The sequence below is a fragment of the Microbispora sp. NPDC046933 genome, assembly GCF_040644635.1.
GTDB lineage: Bacteria > Actinomycetota > Actinomycetes > Streptosporangiales > Streptosporangiaceae > Microbispora.
In genome coordinates this window covers 70258-96511 of record NZ_JBEYWW010000012.1, presented here as the reverse complement: position 1 = coordinate 96511, position 26254 = coordinate 70258, and the positions used below count along the sequence as shown (strand labels likewise).

General features: G+C 70.0%; 27 protein-coding genes and 1 pseudogene. 7 read left to right on the top strand and 21 right to left on the bottom strand.

Annotation, left to right across the window (positions count from 1 at the left end):
- Window positions 1-17 precede the first annotated feature (17 nt).
- The gene (locus ABZ857_RS18050) at window positions 18-383 is read left to right on the top strand and encodes a MerR family transcriptional regulator (protein ID WP_357044232.1); all 366 of its coding nucleotides are present in this window, start codon (window positions 18-20) and stop codon (window positions 381-383) included.
- 64 nt (window positions 384-447) lie between these two features.
- On the opposite strand, the gene ABZ857_RS18045 is transcribed toward ABZ857_RS18050, so the two are convergent.
- The 11 genes and pseudogenes from ABZ857_RS18045 to ABZ857_RS17995 form a co-directional block, all read right to left on the bottom strand.
- Window positions 448-990: an MOSC domain-containing protein gene (locus ABZ857_RS18045; RefSeq protein ID WP_357044230.1), complete on the bottom strand. Its 543-nt coding sequence runs from the start codon at window positions 988-990 to the stop codon at window positions 448-450.
- On the bottom strand, window positions 987-1331 hold the full coding sequence (locus ABZ857_RS18040; protein ID WP_357044228.1) for a hypothetical protein: 345 nt from the start codon (window positions 1329-1331) through the stop codon (window positions 987-989). Before ABZ857_RS18040 ends, ABZ857_RS18045 begins: the two co-directional genes overlap by 4 nt.
- Window positions 1332-1535: 204 nt before the next feature.
- A complete protein-coding gene (locus ABZ857_RS18035) occupies window positions 1536-2360 on the bottom strand; it encodes a hypothetical protein (protein ID WP_357044226.1) in 825 nt (274 codons plus the stop codon).
- 250 nt (window positions 2361-2610) lie between these two features.
- A pseudogene (locus tag ABZ857_RS18030) lies at window positions 2611-2715 on the bottom strand (NADP-dependent oxidoreductase); the annotation flags it as partial.
- Between the two features lie 58 nt (window positions 2716-2773).
- A complete protein-coding gene (locus ABZ857_RS18025) occupies window positions 2774-3862 on the bottom strand; it encodes a hypothetical protein (protein ID WP_357044224.1) in 1089 nt (362 codons plus the stop codon).
- Between the two features lie 246 nt (window positions 3863-4108).
- Window positions 4109-4561, bottom strand: coding sequence for an NUDIX domain-containing protein (locus ABZ857_RS18020; RefSeq protein ID WP_357044222.1), 453 nt, complete (start codon window positions 4559-4561; stop codon window positions 4109-4111).
- A gap of 47 nt (window positions 4562-4608) precedes the next feature.
- Window positions 4609-5385: a 23S ribosomal RNA methyltransferase Erm gene (gene erm, locus ABZ857_RS18015; RefSeq protein ID WP_357044220.1), complete on the bottom strand. Its 777-nt coding sequence runs from the start codon at window positions 5383-5385 to the stop codon at window positions 4609-4611.
- A 229-nt stretch (window positions 5386-5614) separates the two neighbouring features.
- Complete coding sequence (locus tag ABZ857_RS18010; protein ID WP_357044218.1) at window positions 5615-6574, bottom strand: GNAT family N-acetyltransferase; 960 nt, start codon at window positions 6572-6574, stop codon at window positions 5615-5617.
- 136 nt (window positions 6575-6710) lie between these two features.
- The gene (locus ABZ857_RS18005) at window positions 6711-7979 is read right to left on the bottom strand and encodes a YibE/F family protein (RefSeq protein ID WP_357044216.1); all 1269 of its coding nucleotides are present in this window, start codon (window positions 7977-7979) and stop codon (window positions 6711-6713) included.
- Window positions 7980-8054: 75 nt separating this feature from the next.
- Window positions 8055-8462, bottom strand: coding sequence for a hypothetical protein (locus ABZ857_RS18000; RefSeq protein WP_357044214.1), 408 nt, complete (start codon window positions 8460-8462; stop codon window positions 8055-8057).
- Between the two features lie 326 nt (window positions 8463-8788).
- A complete protein-coding gene (locus tag ABZ857_RS17995) occupies window positions 8789-9268 on the bottom strand; it encodes a hypothetical protein (protein ID WP_357044212.1) in 480 nt (159 codons plus the stop codon).
- Window positions 9269-9345: 77 nt separating this feature from the next.
- Between ABZ857_RS17995 and ABZ857_RS17990 the strand changes: the two genes are divergently transcribed.
- From ABZ857_RS17990 to ABZ857_RS17980, 3 genes are all read left to right on the top strand, one after another.
- A complete protein-coding gene (locus tag ABZ857_RS17990) occupies window positions 9346-9519 on the top strand; it encodes a hypothetical protein (RefSeq protein WP_357044210.1) in 174 nt (57 codons plus the stop codon).
- 62 nt (window positions 9520-9581) lie between these two features.
- Window positions 9582-10901: an ATP-binding protein gene (locus ABZ857_RS17985; RefSeq protein ID WP_357044208.1), complete on the top strand. Its 1320-nt coding sequence runs from the start codon at window positions 9582-9584 to the stop codon at window positions 10899-10901.
- Window positions 10898-11521: an RloB family protein gene (locus ABZ857_RS17980; protein WP_357044206.1), complete on the top strand. Its 624-nt coding sequence runs from the start codon at window positions 10898-10900 to the stop codon at window positions 11519-11521. The genes ABZ857_RS17985 and ABZ857_RS17980 overlap by 4 nt, the downstream gene beginning before the upstream one ends.
- A gap of 79 nt (window positions 11522-11600) precedes the next feature.
- On the opposite strand, the gene ABZ857_RS17975 is transcribed toward ABZ857_RS17980, so the two are convergent.
- From ABZ857_RS17975 to ABZ857_RS17960, 4 genes are all read right to left on the bottom strand, one after another.
- Window positions 11601-12350 carry an HNH endonuclease gene (locus ABZ857_RS17975; protein WP_357044204.1) on the bottom strand — a complete coding sequence of 250 codons (750 nt, stop codon included), beginning with the start codon at window positions 12348-12350 and terminating at the stop codon, window positions 11601-11603.
- Window positions 12347-13705 (bottom strand): AAA family ATPase, encoded by a 1359-nt coding sequence (locus ABZ857_RS17970; protein WP_357044202.1) that lies wholly within the window; start codon window positions 13703-13705, stop codon window positions 12347-12349. Before ABZ857_RS17970 ends, ABZ857_RS17975 begins: the two co-directional genes overlap by 4 nt.
- A gap of 84 nt (window positions 13706-13789) precedes the next feature.
- Window positions 13790-14017 carry a DUF397 domain-containing protein gene (locus ABZ857_RS17965; RefSeq protein WP_357044200.1) on the bottom strand — a complete coding sequence of 76 codons (228 nt, stop codon included), beginning with the start codon at window positions 14015-14017 and terminating at the stop codon, window positions 13790-13792.
- Window positions 14008-14787, bottom strand: a complete 780-nt coding sequence (locus tag ABZ857_RS17960) for a helix-turn-helix transcriptional regulator (RefSeq protein ID WP_357044198.1) — start codon at window positions 14785-14787, stop codon at window positions 14008-14010. Before ABZ857_RS17960 ends, ABZ857_RS17965 begins: the two co-directional genes overlap by 10 nt.
- Before the next feature lie 133 nt (window positions 14788-14920).
- On the opposite strand from ABZ857_RS17960, the gene ABZ857_RS17955 reads away from it, so the two are divergent.
- Window positions 14921-15391: an ATP-binding protein gene (locus ABZ857_RS17955; protein ID WP_357044196.1), complete on the top strand. Its 471-nt coding sequence runs from the start codon at window positions 14921-14923 to the stop codon at window positions 15389-15391.
- A 234-nt stretch (window positions 15392-15625) separates the two neighbouring features.
- On the opposite strand, the gene ABZ857_RS17950 is transcribed toward ABZ857_RS17955, so the two are convergent.
- Window positions 15626-15982 (bottom strand): nucleotide pyrophosphohydrolase, encoded by a 357-nt coding sequence (locus ABZ857_RS17950; RefSeq protein ID WP_357044194.1) that lies wholly within the window; start codon window positions 15980-15982, stop codon window positions 15626-15628.
- 370 nt (window positions 15983-16352) lie between these two features.
- Window positions 16353-18377 (bottom strand): N-6 DNA methylase, encoded by a 2025-nt coding sequence (locus ABZ857_RS17945; protein WP_357044192.1) that lies wholly within the window; start codon window positions 18375-18377, stop codon window positions 16353-16355.
- 146 nt (window positions 18378-18523) lie between these two features.
- On the opposite strand from ABZ857_RS17945, the gene ABZ857_RS17940 reads away from it, so the two are divergent.
- Window positions 18524-19015: a hypothetical protein gene (locus ABZ857_RS17940; RefSeq protein ID WP_357044190.1), complete on the top strand. Its 492-nt coding sequence runs from the start codon at window positions 18524-18526 to the stop codon at window positions 19013-19015.
- A 121-nt stretch (window positions 19016-19136) separates the two neighbouring features.
- Here the strand turns inward: ABZ857_RS17940 and ABZ857_RS17935 are convergent, their stop codons facing one another.
- Entirely contained in the window at window positions 19137-19397 is a 261-nt protein-coding gene (locus ABZ857_RS17935) for a hypothetical protein (RefSeq protein WP_357044499.1), read from the bottom strand.
- On the opposite strand from ABZ857_RS17935, the gene ABZ857_RS17930 reads away from it, so the two are divergent.
- On the top strand, window positions 19332-19544 hold the full coding sequence (locus tag ABZ857_RS17930; protein ID WP_357044188.1) for a hypothetical protein: 213 nt from the start codon (window positions 19332-19334) through the stop codon (window positions 19542-19544). The two genes, ABZ857_RS17935 and ABZ857_RS17930, sit on opposite strands and share 66 nt — an antisense overlap.
- A gap of 171 nt (window positions 19545-19715) precedes the next feature.
- Here ABZ857_RS17930 and treZ read toward each other — a convergent pair whose 3' ends face one another.
- From treZ to glgX, 3 genes are all read right to left on the bottom strand, one after another.
- A complete protein-coding gene (gene treZ, locus ABZ857_RS17925) occupies window positions 19716-21413 on the bottom strand; it encodes a malto-oligosyltrehalose trehalohydrolase (protein ID WP_357044186.1) in 1698 nt (565 codons plus the stop codon).
- Window positions 21414-21441: 28 nt separating this feature from the next.
- Window positions 21442-23676, bottom strand: a complete 2235-nt coding sequence (gene treY / locus ABZ857_RS17920) for a malto-oligosyltrehalose synthase (protein WP_357044184.1) — start codon at window positions 23674-23676, stop codon at window positions 21442-21444.
- 265 nt (window positions 23677-23941) lie between these two features.
- Window positions 23942-26125, bottom strand: coding sequence for a glycogen debranching protein GlgX (glgX, locus tag ABZ857_RS17915; RefSeq protein ID WP_357044182.1), 2184 nt, complete (start codon window positions 26123-26125; stop codon window positions 23942-23944).
- Between the last annotated feature and the right edge of the window lie 129 nt (window positions 26126-26254).

Sequence of the window (26254 nt, the reverse complement as noted above, 5' to 3'; positions counted from 1 at the left end):
CCGCAGGGGGTGACGCGATGCGGATCGGCGAGCTGGCGCGGCGCACCGGGGTGAGCGAGCGGTCGCTGCGCTACTACGAGCAGCAGGGACTGCTGGTGGCCGAGCGTACGCCCGGTGGCCAGCGGGAGTATCCCGAGCAGGCGGTCGATCGCGTCATCCGCATCCAGGAACTGTTCGCGGCGGGCCTGCACAGCAAGAAGATCGCGCAGTTGCTGCCCTGCATGCGCGACGCCGACGGCGGCCCCTCCGCGATCGCCACCCCCCGGCTGGTCGCCGACCTGGTCACCGAGCGGGACCGCATCGACCGCATGATCACCGAGCTGGTCAACTCGCGTGACGTCCTCGACGAGGTGATCAACGCGGCGTCGCAGGACCGCGGGTAGGCAACCGCGGGTAGGCAACCGCCGGCAGGCGACGTAGGCGACCGCGGGTAGGCGTCCGCACCGCTCATACCGGCCGGAGAGGCTGGTGGGGTCCGGCCGGCGGCTCGACCCGTATCGGGTCGCCGGGCCGAACCTCGCCGCCCTCGACGACGATGCCCATGACCCCGGCCTTGCGTACCAGGTTGCCCTCGTCGTCCCGGTCCAGCACGGCCTTCATCAGCCCGTGCTGGAAACCGTCGAGTTGCACGCAGGGGTTGCGCAGGCCGGTCACCTCGATGACGGCCGTCTCGCCGAGGTGCAGCCGGGTCCCGGTGGGCAACGCGAGCAGATCCACGCCCCTGGTGGTGACGTTCTCCCCCATGTCCCCCGCCCGTACGGCGAAGCCCGCCTCGCGCAGTTCGTCGTGCAGCTCCGCGTGGACCAGGTGCACCTGGCGCAGGTTCGGCTGACTGGGATCGCGGGCGACCCGCGACCGGTGCTTCACGGTCACCCCGGCGTGGGCGTCCCCCTCGACGCCCAGGCCGGCCAGCAGCCGGATCGACTCCAGCGGAGTCTTGCTGAAGGTGTGGGTGGCGCTGCGGCTCACCGCCGTCACTCTGCTCGTCATGTCTTCTCCTCCTGGGGCGATGGCTCCATTCCGCGCACGAGGGCGAGGAGGCGGTCAAGCAGATATTCGTCACACGGAGCCTGCTCGCTGACCCACGCGATCGCGTTGACCAGCGTGAGGAGGTCGGCGATCTCGAGGTCTCCGGGCACCGCGCCCTCCCGTTGCGCGCGTCCGAGCAGGGCGGCGCCGGTGGCGCGGATCCGCTCGTGGCACGCCGCGAGCGCCGCGTCGGCGTCCGGCGCGGGCGGTACGGCCATCCGGGCGGCCACCAGGCCCCGCATCGCGGTCGGGTGCTCGGCCACGGCCCGCAGCCGGGTGCGCAGCGCCTCCGCGGGCGACACGTGGTTCGAGCAGCGTCGGCCGGTGGGCCCGGGGCACCCGCCGGCCCAGCGGCCGGTGAGCCCACGTCGCCCGACTCCGCCTGCCGCCGACGGTCCCTGGCACTCTCGGTCGTCACATCACCGAGTTCGCGGCGTGCCGTACGGTGACGCGCGCGAGCGGGAACGCACCCTCGCGGTGCTCGCCGGCCTCGCCCGATCAGCCGGCTAGGAGCTCAGGACCTCCTCGCGCCGCCGGGCGAGGGACTCCTGCTGGCGGGTCAGCTCACCACAGCGGGCGGACACCTGGTTGACCATCGCCGCGACCCACTCGGCGATCTCGCGCACCGCCTCCGCCGTACGGGCGATCCGCTGGTGCTTGATGGCGTCGGTGATGATATTGTCGAAGAAGACGTCGACGAACCAGCGGGTGTCCACCTCCGGCAACTGGGGCGCGGCGCTGACACCGATGTCGGCCAGCTCGCGGGAGAACCGGTCGAGCGCACCCTGCGCATGCCAGGCCGCCTCGTCGGCCTGACGCAGGTGCCCGTGCTCGACCATGTCGGCGAAGCCGCCGCCGCTGCTGAACATGTCCCAGGTCGAGGCCCCCCGGGCGCCGCCGAGATGCCGCAGGACATAGCCGACCGCCTGGCCCGCGGCGACCCCGGCCTGCTGCGCCTCCTGGTGCTCACGCAGGTCGGCGCTCACGTTCGCCAGCCGGGCGGCGATGTCGGCCAGTTCACGCCCGCGCGGATCGTCCGACTCGACCAGCATCCGTTCCTTGCGGGCGAGCAGCACCTCCAGCTCGTGATGCGGGTTGCCGAGCTCCGCGAGGGCCTGGTCGGTGCTACGCAGGTCGCTGTTGAGCCACTCCAGGCGGGTGCGCTGGCCGGTGACCCGCTGGCGGGCCGCCACCGCCTCGGCCCGTTCCCGCGCCAGGCGCTCCTCCTTGCCCCCGGTCAGACCCGCCAGGAAGGCGGCGAAGCCGCCCTGCTCCAGCTTGACGACGTCGCGATCCTCCTTGGCGAGCTGCCGCTCCAGGTCCGTGAGCATGCCACGGACCTCCTCGATCTGAGTCAGGAGAGTGGCACGCTGCCGGGTGAGCTGGTCCCGGCGTCTGGCACGGTCCCGCGCGTCCCGGATCTCGTCATCGATGGCACCGAAAGGGGTCACACTTCACAGACGTCCGATAGACCCCCAAACGTTCCCGCTCAGGTCTGGGCGAGCCGCCGCGGAGCGCTCTCCGTACTCCCCGCCCAGCAGGTCGACGACGACGTCCACCGGCCCGGCCGACGTCACGAAACAGATGACCCACGCCTCCGGCGGCGCGGTGGACGAGCACCCGGTCGCCCTCCTCGACCCGGGCGACGCCGGCCAGCGCCTGCCACACGGTGAGAGCGGCCAGCGGCGGCCCCGCCGCGTCCTCTGCCGGCAGCCCGGCGGGCCTGGCCCGCGGTGCTGAAGGGTCATGCGACGAGCAGGCCGGGGGTGTGGTGCGGGTGGTGACTTCCGTCGTGACCGCCCGGCAGGCGGAGCTTGAGGCAGGAACGGGCGGCGGCGGCCGGCGTGAGGCGTACGCGCAGGAGTGCGCTCTCCTCGTCCGGCATCCCGGGCAGGGGCCCGCGCTCGCCGTCGGCCATGCGGCCGCTCTCCCGATCCAGCCGGCTCGTCCATCCCACCTCACGCCGCTCGCTCGACTCCTCCGGCATGCCGGGCGGAGACTTGCACTCGGCCGCCGGGATGTGGACGGGACCGCTCTCCGGGTCGGCTCCGCCGGACAGCACGGCGTAGTCCATCCCCGCCACCCGGAGGCGGCGGGCGACGCCGCGGCAGGGCGGCGGTGCTTCGGTCTGCCACTGAGGGCCGGTGGTCAGCCAGGCGAAGTGGCCCGCGAGCAGCGACTCGGCCACGGTGCGCAGGACCGTGACCGCGCACAGGCTGTGCGCGCAGCCGAGACCGGTCAGTGTGATCTCCGGCAGGCCGAAACGCCGCAGGCCGCGTGAGGTCGTGACGAGGCACGAACAGCCCCCGTCGACATCGGCGCCGGCTCCCGCGGGTGCGGCGGCGCCGAGGCCGAGGGCACAGGCGTGTTCCTCGTCGGCACACGACACCCTCCAGCCCAGCCAGTCGTCGCCGAGGCGGAAGTCCCGCCGCTCGCCCGGGCACTCGGCGCAGTGGTAGACGGCCGCTCCCGTGAGCGGGTCGAACAACGCGCCGTTGTAGGCTTCCGCGATCCCGCGCGCGGCCGCCCGGGCGACCTGGGCGGCCTCGGGTTGTTCCTCGACGGGGGCGGTGCTCGTCACCACCACGTGATGACGGGCCCGTCTCACCCGTTTGAGGTCCTCGGCGCTCAGGTCCATCCGCCGCCATGGCGACCGCGTCGACCGGAACGCCTCCAGCGTCAGCCGGGGCGTGCCGAGCGCGTCCCTGGCGGCGCGTCGATGGGACGGCCCCATCCGCCACGGGACGACCGACGAGAGATCGGTCGGCGTACGGTCCGTGACGACGACGAAGACCGACGAGGTCTGGGCGGGCACGGGATAGGTGATTCGCATGGCTCCTCCTCCGCGACGTGCTGCACGTACAACCGCCGAAGCGGCCGCGGGAAGTGCCGCAGGAGCAGCCGGCACCACCCCCACCGCTCCTCGCACTGCCGCAGGGCCACAGCCTGCGCGAATCCGCCGCAGTCCGTCCCACCCGAACGCCGCTCTGTGGACAACCGTCGAGCAGAACGGGCGAATCTCCGCGCCGCGTCTCCCCGGTCCACAGGTCGCCGGTCAAGGGGCCTGTCCGGCGCCCGCCTAACCGGCCTTGCCGGAGATCAGGAGCCGATGGGACTCCAGGGTTCCTTCCGGCAGGTCGTCCGGCGTGAACCACCGCGCCTCCAGGATCTCCCTGGGGTCGATCTTCATCGTGCCGCCGGCGAACTCGGCCTCGTACGCCACCTCGACCCGCAGCCGGTAGCCGCTCTTGAGCTGGACGAGCTCGCCGACACGCACCTGCAAACCGGTCTCTTCCCGCACCTCCCGGACGACCGTGTCCTGGAACGTCTCCCCCTTGATGGCGCAGCCGGTGGGCAGCCCCCACTGCCGGCCTTCCGGCCACAACCGATGCCGGAGCAACAGCACCCGCCCGTCCCCGTCGCGAACGATCCCCGTGACGCCGACCATGAACTTCGCCTGCGAGAGCCACAGCAGTCGCCACTGCACCGAGCCGCCGATGCTCCGCCACAGCCGGGCGACCAGATCGTCCACGATGAATCCTTCCGTCCACGGTGACGCCGGCAACGAGAAGGACATCATCACAGGCCCGGCCGCCGACGACGTGCCACCTCCCGCCAGAGGGACGCCCACTGTCCGGCGGTCAGGTCCTTGGGCAGCGCGTGCGGCGTCACCCGCGCCTCGCGCGCCCAGGCGCGTACGGTCTGGCGGTCCAGGCGTCCCGTGCGTTCGAGGATCTCCATCAGGCCGCGCCCACGCCCCGTGAAGACCCGGCGCACGAGGTCCTGGTAAGGCGCCCGCTCGGCGACCAGGGGTACGGCCCTGCGCGTCATGGTGAGCAGGCCGCCGTCGACCGAGGGGGCGGGCCGGAACGACCGGGCGGGCACCCGCGCGTGCACCTCGAACGCGTACCACGGCCACCAGGCGGCGGTCAGCATGCTGGCGCCGCCGACGCCGGCCCGCCGCCGGGCGACCTCCCACTGCACCAGCAGCACGGCCGCCTCCCAGTGCGCCGTCGCGAGGAGCCGCCGCATGATCGAGGTCGTCAGGTGAAACGGCAGGTTTCCGACGACCACGTGAGGATGCCGGGGAAACCGGAACCGCAGGATGTCGGCGTTGACGACGGTGACGTTCGCCGGGACGCGCCGGGCCAGGCGGCGCGCCCGCCCGGGATCGACCTCGACCGCTGTCAGCGGCCTGCCGTACCGGCTCAGGGGAAGCGTCAACGCGCCGTCCCCCGCGCCCACCTCGACGATCGGGCCGGTCGTCCCGGCGACCAGCTCCCCGATGCGAGTGATGACCGTACCGTCGACGAGGAAGTTCTGGCCGAGCTCGTGCCGTCCGGTCTGATGAACCATGGAAGTGCTCCGCGAGTGCGCGATCGGAGCCGGGCAGCGCGAAGCGCCGCACCGGCGAGGACACCGATGGCGGCGGAGCCGTACGAGAGGAAGGACCCGCCGCTACGAGCGGCGGATCCTCGTGAAGCATGCGAAGCAGCACATGGGCGTCACCCTAGCGAGCACGACGGGAGGACCCGCAAACCATTTTCCGCGTGTCCTCCGCCGCCGCTGTCGCGGCAGCGCCGCCCTACTGCGGCCCGCCCTCACTCCAGGTCATGTCGATGCGCTGCCCGATGACCTCGTATCCGGCGCGGAGGAACGCCTGGGCCATCGGGACGTTCCCGACGTCCGTGGCGGCGCGGACCCGCGGGACGCCCTGCCCCGCGAGGATCCGCGTCCCCTCGGCCAGCAGGTCGTCGATGTAGCCGTTGCCGCGGTGGGCGGGCACGACGCCGATGTAGGCGATCATCGGGTTGTAGTCGTTGCGTGCCGGGACGACGAATCCCACCGGTTCGCCCTCGGGTGATGTGCCGATCCGCCACCATTCCCGCGGGCTTCGGTAGTGGGCGAGCTCGTCGTCGTAGTGCTGGGCCGCGGCCCGCTCGGCGGGCATGCGGGTGAGGTCGGCGCGGCTGTGGGCGTCGAGCGTCCCGTCGAGGACGAGGGTCATCAGGGCGAGCAGTTCTTCCCTGCCGGTCACGGGCCGGAAGGTCAGCCGCCCGCTCGGCGGCGCGATGGGGGTGCCTGGACGCCACTCCAGCCGCAGCCGTTCGACGAGCGGCCGGGCTCCGGCCCGCTCCAGCACGGCCATGCGGGCCTCGACGGCGCGCCTTACCTCCGCGTCGTCACGCCACTGCGGCGGGACGAATCCGTTGTATTCCGGCGGGCGCACCCCGACCGGCAGCACCGCGGCACTCGCGGTTTCGAACAACCGGACCCCGGCGTCGATGCTCGCCGGTCCGGGCAAGGTGTCGTCGAGGTCGAGGATGTCCAGCAGCGCCGGCGCCTCGCCCGCGCGCGGGGCCCACCAGGCCAGCCTGGCGACGAGGTGGTCGCCGCGCAGCGCCATCCACATCCACTCCGGTCGCCGGCGGCCGGAGGCGAGGTCGTCGTTCAGCTCGTCGTTCAGTACGTAGGGCAGGCGGCGGAAAAGGTCGAGCTCCTCGCGCCCCACGATGGGGCGCATGATCATGTCGTTGGGGTTCACTGCACTTCCTCAGGTGAGGCGTGCCCGCTCACGCCCAGGGGTCAGCGTCCGGCCGTACCCCGGGAAGGAACCGGCACGACATTCTTGGCACACATCGGCTCGTCCCTCCTCTCGTCGTCGTAGGTCTGCGCTTGTTCTATCGGACGTGCCGCTCGGCCGGCCAATGATTTTCCGCCGCGGGACGAGCCGTCCAGTGGCCCTTCGGCTCCTCCCCCGAGCGCCGCCGGGGCGCCGCCAGGGCGGCCAGCGCGGTGGTCACGGGGACGGCGGCGATGAGTCCCAGCGTGCCGACGATGCTGCGGATGATCTCCTGGGCGACGACGGGGTTGCGCAGCACGTCTCCGAGCGGCTGGTCGCCGACGCTGAACAGCAGCAGCAACGGCAGCGCGGCCCCGGCGTACGCGAGGACGATCGTGTTGATCACGGAGGCGATGTGGGCCCGGCCGACGCGGGCGGCGGCGCGGTAGAGGCGCCCGAAGGTGTAGCCGGGGTTCGCCACGGCCAGTTCCCCCACGGTGGCCGCCTGGGTCACGGTGACGTCGTCGAGGACGCCGAGCGCGCCGATGATGATCCCCGCGAGCAGCAGGCCCTGCCCGTTGATCCGGTAGTTGCTGTCGAGCAGGAACGAGCTGTCGTCGGTGACCCCCGCGAGGTGCGCGACGTCGATGGCGAACGCGGACAGCAGGCCGGTGAGGGTGAGGCTGACCAGCGTGCCCAGCACCGCCATCGAGGTCGCGATCGTGAAGCCGTGGGTGAGGTAGAGGACCGCCAGCATGATCGCGGCGGAGCCCACGATCGCCACCAGGGTCGGCGGCTCACCGGCGAGGATCGCGGGGACGACGAAGGTCAGCAGGAGGACGAAGGTCACGGCCAGCCCGACCAGCGCGGTCAGCCCGCGCCAGCGCCCGAAGGCGACCACCGCGAGGGCGAACGCGGCGACGAACAGCCACAGCGGAGCCGACCGGTCGTGGTCCGACAGCAGATATTCGGGTGCGTCGAGCGCGCCGTCCGGCACATGGACCAGCACGACGTCCTCCCCCACCGCGAACCGCTGCGCACCGGGACCGGTGGGCAGATCGGTGGTGACGGTCCGGCCCTCCTCGGACCCACTCGTGATCGTGACCCGGACGTTCCCGCAGGCATCGGAGCCCGGCGCCGCGGCCGGTCCGGCCGCCTGCTCGTCCGGTGCGGCGGGGCACGGCCTGGGGACGATGTCGATGATCGTCCCGTTGACCTGCCGCAGCGACGACGAGGACGAACCGGATGGCCGGCCGTCGCCCGGCCACAGCCACATCAGGGCGGCCACCGTCACCAGGGCGACGGGAACGATGACGGCCAGCGTCGCCACCACGGTCCGGCGGGAAACGGGCGGGGCGGTCGTGCCATGGCTGTGATTGGCGCCCATGATGGACGTGCGTCTCCTCGCATCCGGGTCATGCCGCACCCGATGCTAACGGCCCCGTGCCCGGGTGGCCGCCGGTCAGGAGGTCTCCACCTCCCAGACCTTGTGCTCCTGGATGATCGGGCGGTCCTGGTCGGCCTCGGTGGTCATGATCGGCACCCAGATCGTGCGTACGCCTCGGCGGTTGACGAGGCGCAGTTCGGAGCCGCACCCGGGACAGCGGACCGCGCCGCGGTCGAGTTCCCCCCGGTCGGCGGGGAAGTAGCCGTGGTAGTCGACGGCCGGCGAGGAGCCCGGCAGGACGACAACCGCCTTGAGATAGTCGATTTCAGGATCGACCCCCTGCCGGAGTCCTCGGCCTCCTTGAGCTTCTCGTTGCGCTCGATGAACTCCTGGTACGTCACCTTGCGAGCGGGCCCTCGACCGGGCCGACGGGCTCCTCCCCGAGGCGGGCTCGAACACCGGGAAACCTGACGACCTGGTCATCGGTTCCTCAACGGTCCGCGACCTCGGAGCCGCCGTCAGCGGCTGGTGCTATCACGACCTCGGCCGCTCCCGGAGAGCGGCGGAGCTACTCGAACCCGTCGTGAGAGACATCCCCGCATGGGCCCGGCGAGCGCGCGGGCGTTTCGGCGCCAGGCTTGCCCTGGCCGCGCGGCGCGGGAGCTGCACCTGGACCTGACCATCGCCCTGCACGACGCCCCCACCACCCGGTGACCGGACGCCCGAGGGTGCGAGAAGAGGCCCCGGGCGGCGAAGGACGTACGTTCGCTGTGGGCCACCTCCGCCTTGGGCGGAGGCGGCCGTCCGGCTCAGCCGCAGTTGCCCCAGGAACTCCGGCCGCCACTCGCGATCTCCCCGTCGATCCGCGTGTCGGCGATCGTGCCGGAATACTTCACGCACAGACCCTTGGCGTAGAGCTTCACCGGCCCGGCGTAGTACTTGTACTTCCTGCTGTCGCTCTTGCGCGCCGTACGCACCGGTTCGTCGCGGTGGCGCCTGGTCTGCGTCTCCAGGGTGGCGGACGTCCGGGTGGCCGTGCCAACGTAGGCCGTCTTGATGGTGGTGACGCAGTTGTAGCCGGTCTTGCGGTTGTAGAGCAGGTAGACGTACCCGAACACGCGCCCGGAATGGGTCTTCACCGCACGGGTGCTGTCACTGACCCGGCCGAAGCCGGAGCCGCACACCCCCTCGGGGGTGTAGCCGGCGGAGATCGCGTATGCCGGGTTGGCGACGAGCCCTCCGACGGCCAGCGCCGCTGCGACGACGACCGTACTCGCGGACCTGCGCATACGTTGTCCTTTCCCAACCGCCGCCCTCCGTCCGGGCGGCGTCCTGGCGGTCATCCTCGCGGATCATCAACCGGAAGATGACCGAAACAGTCAAATTTGGGCAAGGCGAATCACTTCGGCGCTGCGAGTACGACCCCCGCAAGCACCCGCGCGGCCAGGGCGGGACGGGCGCCGGGCCGGGTGACGGCACGGGCCGGCACGCCGTCGCCGTCATCATCATCCTGACCATCGCCGCCCTGCCTCTCGATTGAAAAATTGCAGGTTACCCGCAATAATCGGCCTCATGAGGGACACAGGGGCTGGTCCCGTCTCCATGCTGCTGGCCTTCCGTGCGGAGAACGTCCGCTCGTTCCGCGACGAGATGGAGCTCTCCATGGAGGCCACCGCTCTCGCGGAGCCGGGGGTGCCACGCGAGGTGCCGTGGCGGCAAGGGGGTCACCCTGTCCGAGTGCTTCCCGTCGCAGGCCTGTACGGTGCCAATGCGTCCGGGAAAACGAACGTGCTCAAGGCCATGGGCGAGCTTCGCGACCACGTCCTGCTGTCGTTTCGCTCCGGTGATCCTTCTGGCGGCATGCCACGGCATCCGTTCCGGCTCGACACCGCGGCCAAGAACAGGCCGACACGTTTCGAAATCGACCTCGTCCTGTCCGGCGTCCGGCACGAGTACGGGGTGCTCTTCGATGACGATCAAGTTGCGCGGGAGTGGGCCTACCGTTACCCACGCGGCCGTGCCGCGCTCATGTTTCAACGTGAGGCAGGCAAGCCTATAGAGCTGGGATCAAGCAACCGCGCCATCGGCCGGGCTGTCGAAAAGATCACTCGACCCAACTCGCTGTTTCTCTCGGCGGCGGCAGCGGGAGGACACCCTGACCTGCTTCCTCTTTTCCAGTGGTTCGAGAGGAACCTCCTCCTCGCCGAAGCGTCCAGCCGGCAGATGCGGTGGGCCTACACCACTCACCTCCTTCGGCATGACGACAGCCGCGAGCAGGTTCTCGCATTGATCAAGGCCGCTGATCTCGGCATCGCGGACGCCCGAATCCGGCCGCTCGATCCCCAGGTCGTGGATCGCGTCCGCCGCGCTGTCAAGATCCTCGCGGGACGAGAGGAGGACGCCGACGGGGCCGTTGAGATCGATCTGACGGAAATGGGCTTGGTGCTCAGCCATTCCGGCTCGGACGAGGATGTCGATTTCGACGTGCAGGAGGAGTCACTCGGCACCCTTGTCTGGCTGGGCCTGATCGGACCCACCGTCTCTGCTCTGGAGAAAGGAGCCGTCCTGCTCGCGGATGAACTTGACGCGAGCCTGCACCCGGCACTCGTCACGCGGTTGATCGGTCTCTTCCAGGACCCCGAGTCCAATCCGCTCGGCGGACAACTGATCTTCAGCTCGCACGACGCCACGCTCCTGGGTGGCGCGTCGGATGATCGCGTGCTTGGGCGAGACCAAATCTGGTTCACCGAGAAACTCGCCGACGGCAGCACTCGCCTGTATCCGCTGTCGGATCTCGGGCCGAGGAAGGAGGAGGCGATCGGCCGGCGCTACCTAGCCGGACGCTACGGGGCTACCCCGATCGTGAGCCACCAGGAGTTCTCCGAGGCCGTCCAGTCCGCGATTGCCGGTAGGCGCGGATGAGGCGAGCATCGCACGGGCCCCGGGGCAGCCGGCAGCCACAAACCGCTCAACGCCGTGAAATCCTGGTATTCACCGAGGGGCGGAAGACGGAGCCCCTCTATATTCAGCAATGGCACCGGAAGCATCGCGATCAGGTGATCGTCGCGATCGGAGACTTTCACGGCGGTCCGTTGCAGCTTGTAGAGGCGGCGCGTGACCGCAGGGAATCCGACCTTCGCGAGCAGAAGCGCGGGCGTGGCAGAGCCTTCGATGAGTACTGGTGCGTGTTTGACGTCGACGAGCATCATTCCCTTCCCCGGGCCATCGAACTGGCGTCCTTGAGCTCGATCAACATCGCCGTGTCGAACCCGTGCATCGAATTATGGTTCGTACTGCACTTCAAGGATCAACGGGCAAGCCTGGACCGCTACGAGGCGCAGGACTCGGCGAAAGCGCTCCTGGGCTGCGACAAGGTGCTCACGACGAGGGCTCTGGAGCAACTGATCGAGCGCCACGAGATAGCGATGAGCCGGGCCCAGGCCCTTGACCGCAAGCATGACGGCGACGGCTCACCGTCCAGGTCGAACCCCAGCACCGACGTCTGGCGGTTGATCCAGCGCATCCGACGCTCCACGCCTTGAACGGTACCGACGCGTGGCTGCCCCTCAGTCCGAGATCCAGCCATCGAAGGCGGGCTTACACCACCGTGAGGCTTCAGGTTCAGCGGCTCGGCTCGAACTCGCTGGCGAGGGGCCAGAAGTGAAGTGCCGGATCCTCGAGGGCGTCGACGACTTCCCTGCCGCGCAGAACAAGATGCGCTCCGGGAAGGGTCCTGTATCGGAGCATGGCGTAGAGCACGTCGGCGAACGGCTGGTCACGCAGGGACGCGACGATCTCAGCCGCCTCTTCGCCGTCCCTCGCGTGCAGAAGCCTTGAGCGATCCCGAAGCATTGAGACCGTTCGAACGAAGGCGGATGCGCGGCCCCGCACGAGATCGGCTCGGTTGAGGCCGAAGACCTCGATCGTGGCGTCTCCCCTCTGCGTCAACGCCTCGTAGACGCCGGTGCTGAGCACGAGTTCTAGATGCTCGTACGGGTCCTCGGCGGAGGGGTCCACGAGCAGCGGTGCGCCGTCCTCGTCCCGCGGAAACAGTTCGCGCTTCTGGTGACTGTTGCAGTGGGAGCAGGCCAGAAGGTGGTTGGGCCAGTCGAAGGCGCGTAAAGGCGCCTCGGTGAGCGGCTCGAAATGGTCGATGTCCGTTCCGAGTCCGTCGCCGCAGTACATGCACCGCCTGATGCCGGTGGCCATCTCGGTGAGACGGATCGTCAACTGCACTCGGATGTTCTTGGCTGACTTCCAGTCAGCTCGCGCCGCCGAGCCACCTGCCTGTTTCTCTCGTAATCTCTTGGTGCGACCGCGGAGTTGCTCGGCCAGCTCAGGGGGGAGCGCCAGACGATGCAGGCGGATCATGGCGTGTCGGCGATCCTCGCGGCCACCTCGTCCACTCGCGCGGTCAATGTGCTGCTCAGCCTTTCGCGTAGACGGTCGTATTCCTTCAGTTCCTCAGGTGTCGCTCTACCGCGTAGGACAGCTCGTTCGAGCACGGTCAGCCGGCGCCGCAGTTCTTCGGCACGCTCCGAGTAGGGCGAGTCGATGCCAAAGAGGTTCGTAAGCAGCGCGTCATCGCCGCTGCCGTACACGATGCGCTCATACAGGTCCTCCTCCACGACGCGTGGAGGGACGTCTTCGTCCACTCCCGCAAGCCGGATCAGCCCGCCGGAATCGGCGCTCTGGCAGATGTACGGGCTGTGCGAGGTGACGATGAACTGAATGGCAGGGAAGTGGGCCTTCAGCCATTCGCCGATCCTCTTCTGCCAGCTCACATGCAGGTGAACGTCGATCTCATCGATCAGCACGACACCCGGCATACGAATAACCGGATTTCCCGTCTCCGACCGCCCTGCTCCAAGGAAGACCTCCGTGATAGCACCCCCGTACATATCTCTCATGTGCCGTAGCAGGTCGAGAACCAATGCGGTGACGGTCCGGTAGCCGTCGCTCATCTCCCTGAGCGCGATCAAGCGGCCGTTCCGCTCGGCCCACAGACCCTCACTGTCCACTCGCACGACGCGGAAGCCGTCAGGCAACAGCCCGTCGTTCAGGAGATCGATGACAAAGGAGAGCAACTGCTCGGCACCCGGCCGTCCTTCCAGCCGTCTCAAATGCAGGTCGATCAGCCAACTCACGCTCTCCGAAAGAGAAGCATCCTCGTGAAATAGGCTGGCCAGACGGGAAACCGGACTCGCGCCCAGCATGAGCCGCTGAGCATCGGCGGAGCCCCCAACCAAGCGGCGGAAGGGACCGTAGCCCGCAAAGAACCACCCCTGCGGGTTTTCTCTCCACGGCCCCCGAGCTGCAGCGGTTTTGTCCCCGGCATGCAAGGCCGGCTGCGCGCCGTACTGTCCGGACTCGTCAAGCCGCTGGCGGGTCCAGGTCAGGCGCACCGGAAAAGGATTCCTCGCGCCCCGTCTAACAGGAGAGAACCCGTCCCATTTCTCGTCGAAAGCAATTTCGGCTCCGACCGTTCCCTTCTGCTCATCATCAGAGATCCAGCCGTCGAAGGCCGGCACCAGGCTACGGGCGACGAATGGGCCTGCCATCGCCAGTGCCAGCGCACGGAGCAACGTGGTCTTGCCGGAACCGTTCCGACCGGCAAGGACGGTCCAGCCCGCGTGACTACCGTCGGGACGGGTGAGCCGAAGGTCCACGCTTCGGGGTCCGGAGAACCCGCGAATGCCGGAGACCTTGACCTCGGCGAGGTACATCGTCGACTCCCGTTCCCTGGTCGTGCCGTGCCTTCTTGAACCTTAGGACCTCGCCGAGGCACGGCGTGCTGAGCGCGTGCGGCCTCAGGGGGTCGGCTCGAACTCGCCGGCCTGGACGCCGAGCAGGAACGCCTTCCACTCCTCCGGAGTGAAAAACAGCGCGGGACCGTTGGGGTCCTTGGAGTCCCGTACGGCGATCAAACGGCCGCTCTTGTGCTCGGGTCCTCCGTCGACCTCCGCGACCTCGACGCAATCCCCACCGTTGTCACCCGAGAAGCTCGACTTGCGCCAGCGCGCGGTGTTCAGGTCCATTTCTCCTCCGCCGTCTTCTTGATCAGTTCGAGGGACATGGTCAGCGGCAGCGCCTCGGTCCGGATGGCCTCGAAACGCTCGATCGCCGCCGCGACATCCTCCACGTCGCTCGTGGTGATGCCGCGGACGGCGGTCTCCGCGTACAGAACATCACTTCCGCCCTCCAGCGTCGCGATGACGAACCCTCCGAGCAACCCCGAATGCATCCCATGCGGGACGACCTGGACGCTCAGCCGAGGGCTGACCACCGCAACCAGGTGATCGAGTTGTTCGCGCATGACTTCCGCGGTGCCGATCGGACGGCACAGCACCGCCTCGTCGATCACGCACCGGAAGATCGGCGGCTGCGGGTCCTCTCGGGTGAGGATGCCCTGCCGATCCAGGCGAGCCGCCACCGCTTCGACGTTCCCCCGCAGAACCGTCCGGGCGTACGCCTCGCTTTGCAGCAGGCCTGGGATCAGGAGCGGCTGGTAGGCCCGCAGCGTCGTGGCGACCTGCTCCTTGTCGCGCCATTTGCCGAACCAGGAGGGAAACACCTGGCCCTTGCGCCAGTCGAGGAGGCGATGCAGCGCGCCGCCGGTGGACAGGACCTCGTCGCAGCACTGCGCGAACTCCGGGCTGGCCGGGAGCTGACCGGTCTCGATACCGCTGATCAGGGACTCGCTGAAATGCACCTTCTGGGCCAATTGGGCCTGGGTCAGCCCCGCCGCCTGCCGGTAGTGGCGCAGCTCCCTGCCCCATATCGCCTGGGGCGAGTAGGTATCGACCACGACGCCTCCTCGTGCCGGAGTTCAACGACATGAATATGGCCTTCAAATGTCGGCCTTGGTAACGAAATCGATACTCACGGTAGTCGGATCTCGACAGTCTGGACGTGGATTTCCGAGACCAGGGAGAACGCCGATGACCGAGGCAATCGCGGCCCGCACGGTGCTGGCCGAATACCGCTACACGCCGGACCGGCTCGTCCCGGTGCTCGGCGAGAAATGGCTGCCGCGCGACATCCGTTGCGTCGCCTCGGCGCGGCGGTTCGTCCGGGACGTGGCCGTCGACTGGCACGCGGCCGAGGACGTCCCGGAGGTCGCCGAACTCCTGGTGTCGGAGCTCGTCACCAACGCGCTCACCCACGGCACGACCGGCACCACCGGCGCTCCGGCGACGAGCGCGGTCCGTGTCACCGTCAGCCGGGAGAAAGACCTGCTCGTCGTGAGCGTCCACGACCCCTGCCCCGCGCTCCCCCGGCTGCGTCAGGCCGGCTCACTCGACCTGCACGGCCGGGGCCTGGCGATCGTCGAGGCGTTCTCCCACCACTGGGGCTGGGCCCTCACCCCGTACGGCAAGTCGGTCTGGTTCCAACTCCTCGCCTGGCCCTGAATTCCAGCCTTCGCATAGGCGAGCACGCGACGTTCGAGATCGGTGAACAGATCGCTGTCCCGCCAGGCCGATATCGCCTCCACCTTGCCCGCGGAGATGCCGTGGCTGACGCTGACCCAACAGCCGTAGTCGATGCACCACGAGCATCCGATGCCGAAGGCGGCGGGGCTGGACTCCAAGGCAGACCTTCACGTTTAGGCGTTCCTGCCGGCGCGGCCACCCGCGCACGCGTCGTCACGGGGTCAGCGGGGGCGCCTTCCTGGCGGAGCCGCGATAGGTCTCGGGGTCGTAGCGGCGCTCGTTGTCGTCCAGCTTGGCGTTCGCGGCCTCGGCGAGGTCGACGCCCAGCGCGTCGGCCAGCCTGACCAGATACAACGTCACGTCTCCGAGCTCGGCGCGAACCCTGCGCAGGGCGTCCTCGTCGAGGTTCCGCGACTCCTCGGCCGTCAGCCATTGGAACTCGGCGACCAGTTCCCCCGCCTCTCCGGCGAGGGCCATCGCCAGGTTCTTGGGCGTGTGGAACCTCTCCCAGTCCCGGACACGCACAAACTCTCGCAGGCGGGCGGCCAGATCCTCCAGGTCACCGCTCACGCAGCCGACCCTACTCGACCCGGCCCGCCGCGAGACCGCCGTCCATCGCGACCGGGTGGAGCTCGTCGCACAAACGGTTTCCGGGCGTGTCGAGCCAGACGTACTGCTCGTCGGGCGTGACCGCCAGCCGAACGGGTCGGCGCCGGGGCTGCCCAGAGAAACCCAGCGCAGGAAGGCGGCCTCAACCTCGTCCCACAGGTCGCGCGGCCCCCGCTGGAGTACGGCCGCCCGCCGGTGACCGTGCACGTACTGCACCTCCGCCGTCGCCGCCAGAGTAAGCGGTGGAGCGGGGCTCCAACCAGCCGGCGAAGAAGCCACTCAGGCGTGATGGACGTTTACCGCAACGGCGACAGGGAGCAGGATCTCAGGATCAGTCAACCCCCGCGCCGTCCATATCGACGTGCCCGGCCGGTGCGAGCACGCCGTGGGTGAGGCCGTCGGCCACCAGCCTCGCCAGGTCGTCGCCGAGCGCCGCCGTCTCGCGCAGGGCCGACCGGAACTCGGCCAGGCGCCGGAACGCCTCGCCGTACCTGCGTTGCTCCTCCATCGGCAGCAGGGGCAGCTCCGCACGCCGTACGTCCACCCGATAACGCGACGACATGGAGCTGTAATGGCGCACATTGATGGATGCGCACAGGAAGCCGGCGAGGAATTCGGGGTCGAGCACCTCCGGGTCGGGCCGCAACAGGGACAGGTGCGGGCCGAGCAGGGCGTCACCCTTTGTCAGCACCCGCGCGACCGGGGCGGTCACGACCTGCGGCACCACGACGTCACCGGGCCGCGTGACGATCGGCCTCGCCCCGGCGTGCTGCGAAGTCCCCGTCGCGGGCCGGTCTTCGAGGACGTCCTCGACGGTGAGCACCGGCGCCCCCTGAGGAGGTTCCTCCCCCGGCCGGGACGGCGTCTGCTGCTCCAGGACCAGCATGCCGCGCCGCACCAGCTCGGGCAGCGGGACCAGGGCGAGCTCGTCCGGCGGTGCCGCCGCGACGGACGGCATCATCCGGGCGATGCTTCCCAGCAGCTCGGCGAGCCGGGAACGAGCTCCGGCGATCCGCTCCGGTGACAGGTCGTCGGCGGCCGTGGACAGGTATCGGGCGGGGGTGAGGTCCACGTCCTCGTCGAGCAGGTCGACGAGCGGGACCGATCTGCTCACCCCCGGCTCGTCCAGCTCACGCCCCTCGCCGAACTCCCGCCACGCCTCGACAGCGAGTCTGGCGTAGTCGTCCGGCCTGCCGGAGGTGTCGACCATCAGCACGTGGCTCGGCGTGCCTCCTTCGGGCGGCTGGCGCAGGATCCACAGCGTCAGGCCGACGGCCACGTTGGGCACGGCGCCCTGCGGGAGCGCGACGACCGCGCGCAACGCGCCGCGCCGCAGCAGCTGGGACCTGATCCGCCGGCCCGACCTGCGGCTGGCGACGGCCGGGGGCATGAGGAGCACGGCCACGCCTCCGGGCGCCAGGTGCGCGAGCGCGTGCTGCACCCAGGCCAGCTCGGGCTCCACGCGCGGCGGCAGGCCGTACTCCCACCGGGGGTCGGCCGTCAGTTCCTCATATCCCCAGTTGCGGTCGTTGAACGGCGGGTTGCACACCACCGCGTCCACCAGCTCGCCGGGGAAGGCGTCGGCGCGCAGGGAGTCTCCCGCCCTGATGCGCGCGTTGTCACAGCGCAGCGCGAGCCGTACGGCGGTGAGCCGGGCGGCCACGGGATCGACGTCCTGGCCGAGCAGCCGGGCCCCGGGCGAGCGCTCGAGCGCGCGACCGAGGATGCGGCCCGAGCCGCAGGCCGGGTCGAGCACGGAGCCGAACCCGTCGCCCACGAGGTCGAGCGTGAGCGTGACGATCTCGGCGGGGGTGGAGTAGACGCGCCGGGTGTGCACCTCGAAGTACCGCTCACGCAGGAACTCGAAGGTGCCGCGGGCGCCGCGTTCGGCGGCGAGCCGGGCGATCGAGCGGACCAGCGGCATCCGGGTCACGGGAACGGTCTCGGGGAACGCCTCGGCGTTTACGGTCTTCGCGCACGCGGTCCTTACCCGGGCCGGAAGTTCCCGCGCGACCTCCTCGTCGGTCCCGGCCGAGAGCCTGTCCCAGTCGTCCGCCTCGTGCTGCACGTACACCAGGAAGGCCCCGAGATCGGCGATCAGGTCGGCGAGGTCGTCGTCGTCGACGGCGGTGCGCAGGTCCTGCCAGAGCCACTCGTCCGGGGGGAGGTCCCTGCCCTCGGCGTGGCCGCGCAGCCACTCCCGGACCTCCGCGAGTGAGAACGCCGGGCTGGTGGACGTGCCCCCCACGGGCTCGGGAAAGTCGTCGTGCCGGCGCCGCCAGTTGCTGACCGCCGCACGTCCCACGCCGGCCAGGCGGGCGATGTCCGCCGCGGTGACGTGTACGTCTCGCCGCACCCCGCTCCGCCTTCCGCCAGTTCTCCGATCAGACCGGACCATATCCGATGCCTCGGACATGGGCAACGTCGCGCCAAGACCTGGTTGATTGTGTCAACACATGCTCTAATGGACGCCAGGAGTCGCCATGGAAGGGAGCAAGGATCGTGAGCACCCCCATCACACGCCTCAGGTCACTGCGTCGCGGGCGCGCGATCCATCTCCTGGACATCGAGAACCTGGCCGGCTCTCCCGTGCCGACGACCGAGGACGTGCAACGGGTGATGGGCGCCTATCGGCACAACGTCCCGGTGGGCCCGCTCGACCAGTTCATCGTCGCGGTCAACCACAACGCGCTCGTGCCGGTCGGGGTCGCGATGGGGCTCGCGCTCGGCGGCGTGCAGCTGCTGGTCCGCTCCGGCCCCGACGGCGCCGACCGGGCGCTCGACGAGGCCGCGCGTACGGACCGGATCGACCTGAGGTTCGAGCGGGCGGTGATCGGGTCGGGCGACGGTTTCTTCGCCGACCTTGCCGTCTGGCTGGCGGGCCGCGGCCTGCACGTCACCGTCGTCTCCCAGCGCGACCACCTGAGCTGGCGGCTCTACACCGCGGTCCCTGACACCGTCACCTTCGAGTTGCCCGTCGCCCGGGCCGCTTGAGCACGTTCACCAATCACGGCGACGCGGCGGGCGAAAAGCGGCGGCACGACATTTCGCGCAACGATTCCTTGCGATACCGACCGCCCGAATAGCGGGCTGCCACGAAATCGGGCACGCCAAATCACGATACGTCTGGCGGAAACGAGAGAGGAGGACCATACTGGCCGGCGCATGTGCCAACGGCACCGAATAGCGCGCAGATATCGACCAGGCGATTGCCGATCACGGCAAATGGAGATTCCGCTATACCGGGCGCCTGCTGCTCCATGGAGCGATCGCCGCCGAAGAGAGGGCGGCGCTGCGCGCTCTCGACCGGGTGCTGAGGAATGCCGCCGTCCGCGTACGGTTGACGGCGGGCCAGGCGCTCGTCTTCGATCAGCACCGGACGGCACATGCGAGACTGCCGCTCGGAAAAGAGCAACATCGAGTTCCCCCGAATCGCCGGAGATTGCTCTGGCAACGCTTCGGCGTGTTACAGATGTCTGAACCGTCTTTTCGCCCGTCCATCAGGCTGGTTCACCATGAATGATCTCGAAACCAGGCTCGCACCCGGAATCCGCGAAGATGTGGAGACCCTCTGGGATTTCCATGTCGTCGACAGCGGGCCGGTCGAAGCCGACGTCCTCCTGGTGCTCGGGAGCAACGACGTGCGTGTCGCGTACCGTGGCTGGAGTCACCTGGGTGCGTCCGCGCGCACCGCTCAGATCTCCGCGACGGCCAGGGAGCGTCCGGGCAGGTCGAGAACGTCGTCGGTCAGGCGGGCGGACTCGTCGGAGGCGAGCAGGATCCGCGACGCGGCCAGCCGTACGGGGACGGGGCCTTCGGCGAAGTTGGCGGCGACCCGCAGCGAGCCGCGCTCGATCACCACGACGCGCCGGTCCTCGTCCACCTCGACCCGCACCCGGTCCAGACGGGGATCGGTGAGGTCGGGACGCGACCGGCGCAGGGCGATCAGGTCGCGATACCAGCCCAGCAGCGAGGCGTGCTCGTCCTTGGCCAGTTCCTCCCAGTCGAGCTTGGAGCGCAGGAACGTGTCCTCCTCACCCGGCTCGGGGGCCTTCCAGTCGTAGCCGAAGCCCTCGAACTCCTTCCTGCGCCGTTCGCCCTCGCCCGCCGCGAGGTGCGGCTCGAAGTGGTCGGTGAAGAAGTAGAACGGCGTGGTCGCCCCCCACTCCTCGCCCATGAACAGCATCGGGGTGAACGGCGAGGTCAGCAGCAGCCCGGAGGCGAGGCGGAGTTGCTCGGGCCGCATGCGGTCGCCCTCGGGCCGGTTGCCGATCTGGTCGTGGTTCTGGGCGCAGCAGACGAACCGGTGACCCGGCACCCCCGTCGCCGGCCTGCCGTGCGAGCGCCCCCGGAAGGACGAGTAGGTGCCGTCGTGGAAGTATCCCCTGGTCAGCACCTTGGCCAGGGACGACAGGGTGGCGAAGTCGCCGTAGTAGGCGTTGGTCTCCCCCGTGACGTTCGCGTGGATGGCGTGGTGGACGTCGTCGTTCCAGCTCGCGTGCATGCCGAGGCCGCCGGCCTCGCGCGGGGTGACCATCCGGGGGTCGTTGAGGTCCGACTCGGCGATGAGCGTCAGGGGGCGGCCGACCGCGGCGGACAGCGCGTCGACCTCGGCCGACAGCTCCTCCAGGAAGTGGACGGCGCGCTTGTCGTGCAGGGCGTGCACGGCGTCGAGGCGCAGCCCGTCGATGTGGTAGTCGCGCAGCCACTGCAACGCGTTCTCGATGAAGTAGCGCCGCACCTCGTCCGAGCCGGGCCCGTCCAGGTTGACCGCGTCGCCCCAGTAGGACCCCTTCGCGTCGTGGAAGTAGGGCCCGAACTTGGCCAGGTAGTTGCCCGAGGGCCCGAGGTGGTTGTAGACGACGTCGAGGATCACGCCGAGACCGGCCCGGTGGCAGGCGTCGACCAGGCTCTTGAGCCCGTCCGGGCCGCCGTACTCCTCGAAGACCGCGTAGAGGTCCACGCCGTCGTAGCCCCAGTTGCGCTTGCCCGGCACGGGCGGCACCGGCATGATCTCGACGAAGTCGACGCCGAGGTCCACCAGGTGCTCCAGCCGGTCGGCCACGCCCCGGAACGTGCCCTCGGGCGAGAACGTGCCGACGTGCAGCTCGTAGATCACCGCGCCGCGCAGGTCGCGGCCGAGCCAGTCCTGGTCTCTCCAGGCGAACCTGTCGTGGTGGTAGACCCGGCTCGGGCCGTTCACCCCGTACGGCTGCCGCCGCGTCCGGGGATCGGGGAACGGCCCGTCGCCGTCCACGAAGAAGGCGTAGTCGAGGCCGTGCTCGTCGCCGGGGGCGGTCCACCGGCCGCCCTCGCCCCGCGTCATCGCGTGCCGGGCGCCTCCGTGCTCGACCTCGACCCGCGCCGCCCCGGGCGCCCACACCTCGAACATGCGCATATCCCCCTATTGGACGAAGCCGTCAGCCTTCGAGAATCGCGACCGGATACGCGGACAGCAGGTCGGCCATCCGCACCTCACCCGCGTGCTCGGCGCCGGTGAGCAGGTCGCGCCAGCGCCCCTGCGGCAGGGTAATCGTGTCGCTCCCCCATCCGCCCCTGCGCTCCAGCCCGACCGGCAGCCGGGTCGCGACCACGACCGCGGCCGTCCCCTGCCCCGGAACGCCCCGCGTGAACGCGACCGCGTGCTTCCCCGCCTCGATCGGCGCGTACGGCGCCTCGGGGTCGAGCCGCTGCCGCAGCCCGAGCGCGGCGGCGGTGACGCGGATCTTCTGGCCGTCCCAGCTGTCGTCGGGCTCGGCCAGCAGCCGGCGGCGGCGCTCGAAGTCCACCGGCCGCCGGTTGTCCGGGTCGACCAGGGAGAAGTCGGTGATCTCGTTGCCCTGGTAGACGTCCGGAATGCCCGGCATGAGGAGCTGGACGGCCTTCTGCCCCAGCGAGTTGACCCGCGCGTACCGGTCCACGACCTCGGTGAACGAGGCGACCGAGTAGCCGCAGGCGTCCATCGCCCGCCGGGCGAAGTCCCTGATGCCCTCCTCGTACGCCGGGTCGGGATTCAGCCAGGAGATGGACGTCTTGGCCTCCCGCGCCGCCTTGAGCAGGTAGTCGGTGAAGCGGTCGAGGCCGATCGGCCAGGCCGCCATCAGCGACTGCCAGGCGAGGTAGTCGAGCCTGGGGTCGAACGACACGGCCGCCGCCCAGGAGTCGACGGCCATCGCCCACTCCTCGGGCAGCTCCGACAGCACGGCCAGGCGGGCGCGCACGTCCTCCGACCGCTTGGTGTCGTGGGTCGACAGCGTGGTCATCGTCCGCGGCGGCAGCCCCGCGCAGAACTCGTGGAACTCGGCGGGCGAGACCCCGAACCTGTCGGGCTCCCCGCCCACCTCGTTGAGGCAGGCCAGCGGATACCACCGGTAGAGCGCGGTGTCCTCCACGCCCTTGGCCATGACCGGCCCGCAGGTCTGCTGGAAGCGGGTGACCGCCTCGGGCGGGCCGTACAGGGCGAGGTTGGCGGCCTTGGCCACCGCGTCGGGGTCGGTCCTGGTGGCCGCGAGCCCGGCCGCCTCCTGGATGATCGCCTCGGACTCGGCGGACGGCTGCTCGCCCGGGTTCACGTACGCCCGGTAGACGGGCATCGCGGCCAGCAGCTCCACGACGGCCTCGCGCAGCGCGGGGTCGCCGAGATCGTCGGTCAGCCGGTCGACCTCTCCGCGGAAGAACAGGTCGATGACGTGCTTCTTGGCGTCGTGGCGCACGGTCTCGTAGTCGTCGCGCACGCCGGTGTGGCGGCCGAAGGTCTCGATCAGCGCGTCGCGGCCGGCCGGGTCGACGAACAGCCGGGTGACCATGTTGAGCGCGTCGTATCCCGTGGTGCCGTCGCACGGCCAGTCGGCGGGCAGCCGTTCGCCGTCGATGAGGATCTTCTCCACCCACAGCGGGCCGGGCACGTGCGGGCGCAGCCACCGCAGGTAGCCGCGGGGGTCGGCCAGGCCGTCCGGGTGGTCGACGCGCAGCCCGTGGATCACCCCCTCGTCGATGAGGCGGAAGGTGACGGCGTGGGTGGCCTCGAAGACCTCGGGGTCCTCCACGCGCAGGCCCATCAGCGACGACACGTCGAAGAACCGCCGGTAGCCGGGGCTCTCCCGCCAGTGGGCCAACCGGTAATGCTGGGCCTCCAGCAGTTCAGGCAGCGGCAGGTGCTCGGTGCCCGGCCTGATCGGGAACGCGTGGTCGTGGTAGCGCAGCACCCTCCCGTCCACGCCGCCGTCCGCGCCGCCGTCCATGCCGCCGTCCACGCGGAGCGCCTCGCCGGCGTCGTCGCCGAGCAGCGGCAGCGTGACCGGCCACTGGAAGTCGAACCACCGGGAGGCCGGCGACCCCGGACCGTCCCGCAGCGCCGCCCACAGCTGGGCGTTGTCCGACTCCGGCACCGGCACGGTCATGTGGTTGGGCACGATGTCGGAGACCAGCGGCATGCCTTCGGCCGCCAGCGCCCGCAGGCCGTCCTCTCCGCCGAACTCCTCGCGTACGCGGCCGTGGTCGGTCACGTCGTACCCGTGCTGGGACTCCCGGCAGGCCTGGAGGATCGGCGACAGGTAGAAGTGGCCCACCCCCAGCTCGCGGAGGTATCCGACGAGGCTCGCGGCCTGGGCGAATCCGAAGTCAGGCGTCAGCTGCACCCGATAGGTAGAAGTCACCGAGCCACCTTTCGCAGCGCGTTTCCGGAGGTCGTGTTCATAGTGCACGTCACGAGCGCGCCCCGGCCAGCACCGCGACGGCCAGGAGGAGCGACGGACCGGCTCCCCTCCTGCCCGGTGCGACGCGGACTAACACCGCATCGCACTCTAGTGCGACATCACCGCTGGTCAGGCCATCGCGCCAGGTCAGACCGCACGGCTCGGAGACAGCGCGGCTCGGAGACAGCGTGGGCCGGAGACAGCGCGGGCTCAGAGACGGCACGGGTCAGACGCGGCGCAGCACCCGCACCGACCGGCCGCTGACGGGAACGGCCTCGCCGGCCCGGCACACGCGCGACTCGCTCAGCACGGGCATCGCCGTGTCCAGCTCGGTCGCCCACAGCTCGCCGTAGTCGTCGGGGATCGTGAACTTGATGACCTCGTGGTGGGCGTTGAACAGCAGCAGGAACGAGTCGTCGCGGATCCGCCGGCCGCGCCGGTCGGGCTCGGTGATGGCGTCGCCGTTCAGGAACACCGCCAGCGCCTTGGCGTAGCCGTTCGTCCAGTCGGCGTCGGTCATCTCCGTGCCGGACGGCGTGAGCCAGGCGATGTCGCTCAGCTCATCGTGCGATCCGCGTACGGGCCGGCCGTAGAAGAAGCGGCGGCGGCGGAAGACCGGGTGGTCGCGGCGCAGCCGGGCCAGGCGCCGGGTGAAGTCGAGCAACCGGCGCTTCTCCCGGATCCCCGCGTCGTCCTTCCCGCTGGAGACCCTGGCGCCGGAGTCCCTGGCGCTGGAGTCCCTGGCGCCGGCCTCCAGGATCGCGCCCCAGTCGACCCAGCTGACCTCGTTGTCCTGGCAGTAGGAGTTGTTGTTGCCCTGCTGGGTGCGGCCGATCTCGTCGCCGTGCGACAGCATCGGCACGCCCTGCGACAGGAACAGCGTGGCCAGGAAGTTGCGCTTCTGCCGCTCGCGGAGCTGGGCGACCGGCCCGGTGGCCGGGCCCTCCACCCCGCAGTTCCAGGAGCGGTTGTCGTCGGCGCCGTCGCGGTTGTCCTCGCCGTTGGCCTCGTTGTGCTTGTCGTTGTACGACACCAGGTCCTGGAGCGTGAAGCCGTCGTGGCAGGTGACGAAGTTGATCGACGCGGCCGGGCGGCGGCTGTCGTCCTGGTAGAGGTCGCTCGACCCGGTGAGGCGGCTGGCGAACTCCGGCAGCGCGGCGGGCTCGCCCCGCCACAGGTCCCGGATCGTGTCGCGGTAGCGGCCGTTCCACTCTGTCCAGCGGGCCGGGAAGTTGCCGACCTGGTAGCCGCCGGGGCCGACGTCCCACGGCTCGGCGATGAGCTTGACCTGCGACAGCACCGGGTCCTGCTGGACGAGGTCGAAGAACGCGCTCAGCCGGTCGACCTCGTGCAGCTCGCGGGCGAGGGAGGCCGCGAGGTCGAAGCGGAAGCCGTCCACATGCATGTCGCGCACCCAGTAGCGCAGCGAGTCCATGATCAGCTGGAGCGCGTGCGGGCTGCGCATCAGCAGGCTGTTGCCGGTGCCGGTGGTGTCCATGTAGTAGCGCCGGTCGTCCTCGACCAGCCGGTAGTAGTTGGCGTTGTCGATGCCGCGCATGGACAGGGTCGGGCCCAGGTGGTTGCCCTCCGCCGTGTGGTTGTAGACGACGTCGAGGATCACCTCGATGCCCGCTTCGTGCAGGGCCTTCACCATCGCCTTGAACTCCAGCACCTGCCCGCCGCGCTGCCCCGAGCTCGAGTACGCGTTGTGCGGCGCGAAGAAGCCGATCGTGTTGTAGCCCCAGTAGTTGGACAGCCCCCGCTTCTCCAGCATGTGGTCGGTCACGAACTGGTGGACCGGCATGAGCTCGATCGCGGTGACGCCGAGCGAGGTGAGGTGGTCGATGATCTCGGGGTGGCCGAGGGCGGCGTACGTGCCCCGGATCCGCTCGGGGATCTTCGGATGGCTGATCGTCAGGCCGCGCACGTGGGCCTCGTAGATCACCGTGTCGTGGTACGGCGTGGCCGGCGGCCGGTCGTGTCCCCACCCGAAGAAGGGGTTGACGACGATCGACCTCGGCACGTACGGCGCCGAGTCGCTGTCGTCCCGGCTGTCCGGCTCGCCGAAGCGGTAGCCGTACACCGCCTGGTCCCAGCTGACCGAGCCCTCCACCGCCTTGGCGTACGGGTCGATCAGCAGCTTGCTGGGGTTGCAGCGCAGGCCGTCCGCGGGCGAGTAGGGTCCGTGGACGCGGTAGCCGTACCGCTGGCCCGGCCCCACGCCGGGCAGGTAGCAGTGCCAGACGAAGCCGTCCACCTCGCTCAGCGTGACGCGCTCCTCGTTGCCGTCGTCGTCGAACAGGCACAGCTCGACGCGCTCGGCCACCTCCGAGAAGAGCGCGAAGTTGGTGCCCGCGCCGTCGTACGTCGCCCCGAGCGGATAGGAATCCCCCGGCCAGATCTCCCTCACTGGACCTCCTCGCCCTCCGGCTCGGCGGTCATGCCGGGAAGGTCCCGGAGCCCACCGGCTCTATGGTCGCGCCCGTTCGCGGCCCGGCCCCTCCCGGGAGCTCCGCGCACGAGCTGGTGGTGCTGAGCG